The 474-nt window shown below is 77.0% G+C and carries 1 protein-coding gene; it reads right to left on the bottom strand.

The window, feature by feature from the left end; genetic code table 11:
• Nucleotides 1-151 precede the first annotated feature (151 nt).
• Nucleotides 152-474 (bottom strand): ABC transporter permease (locus G3I78_RS48000; protein ID WP_164436913.1); only part of this gene is annotated, 323 nt, incomplete at its 5' end.

Below are 474 nucleotides of genomic sequence, written 5' to 3'. Positions count from 1 at the left end.
CACCGTAGTGCGAACCGTCGGTCCCCGCGCCGCCCGGCGCGCGCACGCACCCGCGGCCCGACGTCGCGAGACGCGAGAAGTGGCCCCCCGGACGCCACCCGGGAGGACCACTTCTCGCGTCTCGTCACCGCACTCGCGTCGTCACTCCTGGCTACTCCTGGCTCACCGCGTCGAGCACGGGCAGCCGGGCCGCGCGGGTCGCGGGCCAGACCGCCGCGACGACCCCGACGACGGCGGCGAGCGCGAGCATCGCGCCGAGCTGCGCCCACGGCACGGCGAGGGTCGTGAAGCCCTCGTCCGCGAGCACCGAGGGCAGCGCGGCGGCGAGGCCCGTCCCCACGACCAGCCCGACCGCCGTCCCGAACACGGCGACGAGCACGGACTCGACGACGATCGTCGTGGCGAGCTGGGCCCGGCCCAGCCCGACGGCGCGCAGGAGCCCGATCTCGCGCGTCCGCTCGACGACGGACAGGG

The organism is Streptomyces sp. SID13726, from assembly GCF_010548375.1.
Taxonomy (GTDB): Bacteria; Actinomycetota; Actinomycetes; order Streptomycetales; family Streptomycetaceae; genus Streptomyces.
The sequence above is the reverse complement of the archived record's forward strand: the minus strand, read 5'-3'. Positions and strand labels throughout refer to the sequence as shown.